2 protein-coding genes and 1 pseudogene are annotated in these 1,956 nt (G+C 61.3%); 2 read left to right on the forward strand and 1 reads right to left on the reverse strand.

All coding sequences use genetic code 11. The annotated features are described in order from the left end of the window. Nucleotides 1-318 (reverse strand): DUF815 domain-containing protein (locus tag EN935_RS33510; RefSeq protein ID WP_127374100.1); only part of this gene is annotated, 318 nt, incomplete at its 3' end. A 277-nt stretch (nt 319-595) separates the two neighbouring features. Here EN935_RS33510 and yajC point away from each other — a divergent pair. Further along, nucleotides 596-934, forward strand: coding sequence for a preprotein translocase subunit YajC (yajC, locus tag EN935_RS33515; protein WP_109668872.1), 339 nt, complete (start codon nt 596-598; stop codon nt 932-934). A gap of 51 nt (nt 935-985) precedes the next feature. After that, a pseudogene (locus EN935_RS33520) lies at nt 986-1,956 on the forward strand (protein translocase subunit SecDF); the annotation flags it as partial.

Below are 1,956 nucleotides of genomic sequence, written 5' to 3' on the forward strand. Positions count from 1 at the left end.
ATGCACGGCCTTGACCAGCGACGATTTGCCCATGCCGCGCGCGCCCCACAACAACACGTTGTTGGCTGGATAGCCGGCCGCGAAGCGTTCGGTGTTGTCGACAAGGATGTCGCGGACGCGGTCGACGCCACGGATCAGGCCGATGTCGACGCGGTTGACCTTGCGCACCGGCTCCAGATAGCCCGGATCGGCCTGCCAGACGAAGCAATCGGCGTCGCCGAGGTCGGTTTCGGGCACCGGTGGCGGGGCGAGACGGCTCACCGCCTCGATCAGCCGGTCGAGTTTCTGGTTCAGGGCTTCAATGCTGCTGTCGGTCATGTCTGTCTTTTATTTTCGCGTTTTTGACGTGTGGGAGCGTGGACGTGGCCGATTCCGTCGGGTTCGAAATCGGTTGCAACCTTTTGTTCGAACGTGATCTTTTCCGAAAACCGGCTCGCGCTCTTTGCGATCATGCTCTAACACGGCTCAACAGGCCGGAAAAGCAGCCGATTTGGCCGGCCGCGCAGTTGCATTGACAACTTTACCGACTATATTCCGGCCAAATTTCAAGGGGCCGCCAAATTGGCGGCTGTTTTCAAAATTCAGGAGTACCTCGATGTTCGTGACACCGGCATACGCCCAAGGTATCGGCGCCTCTCCCGACATGTTCATCAGCATTTTGCCGTTTGTCCTGATTTTCGTGATCATGTATTTTCTGATCATCCGGCCGCAGCGCACGCAGCTGAAGAAGCGCGGCGAGATGCTGGCCGCGGTCCGTCGCGGCGACACGGTCGTCACCGGCGGCGGCTTCGTCGGCAAGGTGACCAAGGTGATCGACGACAACGAGCTCGAGATCGACCTCGGCGGCGGCATGAAAGTGACCGCGCTGCGTTCGACGATCGCCGATGTGCGCGTCAAGGGCGAGCCGGTGGCAAACCAGAACGCCAAGAAATAATCCAATTTTAGGCGGAGCGATCCGCGGACACGCTCTGACGGACGACGCCATATGCTGTATTTTTCGCGCTTCAAGATGATCCTGATCTGGGTGGCCGTGGCCATCACAGTGATCCTCGCCGCGCCCAACCTCATCCCCGCAAGCACCTTGGCCCAACTGCCCAGCTGGGTGCCGAAGCGTCAGATGACGCTCGGCCTTGATCTGCAGGGCGGCTCGCACATCCTGCTGGAGATGAATCAGAACGATCTGATCAAGGACCGGCTGGAGACGACGCGCGACGAGATCCGCACGCTGCTGCGCGACGCCAAGATCGGCTATACCGGCCTTGCCGGTACCGGACGGACCTTGCAGGTCCGCATCACCGATCCCGCCCAGGTCGCTGCCGCCAAGACGGCGCTGAAGACGCTGACCGATCCGGTCGCTGCTGGCCTGTTCACCGGCGGCTCCATCCAGGAAATGACGCTCGACGACTCCGAGCCCGGCCTGCTCAAGTTCAACGTCACCGATGCCGGCATCAAATATCGCACATCGACCGCATTGACGCAGTCGATCGAGGTGGTCGAGCGCCGCGTCAACGAACTCGGCACGACCGAACCCATCGTGCAGCGGCAGGGCGACGACCGCATCCTTGTCCAGGTGCCGGGTCTTCAGGACCCGCAAAGGCTGAAGGAAATCCTCGGCCAGACCGCCAAGCTGACCTTCCAGATGGTCGACCAGTCGATGCCGGTGCAGGACGCGCTCAATGGGCGTCCGCCTGCCGGTTCGTCGGTGCTGTATTCGCAGGACGATCCGCCGGTTCCCTATCTGATCGAGAACCGCGTCATCGTCTCGGGTGAAAACCTCGTCGATGCCCAGGCGACTTACAATTCGCAGAACAACGAGCCGGTGGTGTCGTTCCGCTTCGACTCGAAGGGCGCCGCGCGCTTCGGTCAGGCAACTGCGCAGAATGTCGGCAAGCTGTTCGCCATCATCCTCGACAATCAGGTGATTTCGGCGCCGCAGATCCGCGAGCCGATCCTCGG

It is taken from the genome of Mesorhizobium sp. M7D.F.Ca.US.004.03.1.1 (assembly GCF_003998635.1).
Lineage (GTDB): Bacteria > Pseudomonadota > Alphaproteobacteria > Rhizobiales > Rhizobiaceae > Mesorhizobium > Mesorhizobium loti.

Bases quoted from the DNA above. Each gene is read 5' to 3' on its own strand.
- yajC (WP_109668872.1), top strand. From the start codon at position 596: ATGTTCGTGACACCGGCATACGCCCAAGGTATCGGCGCCTCTCCCGAC.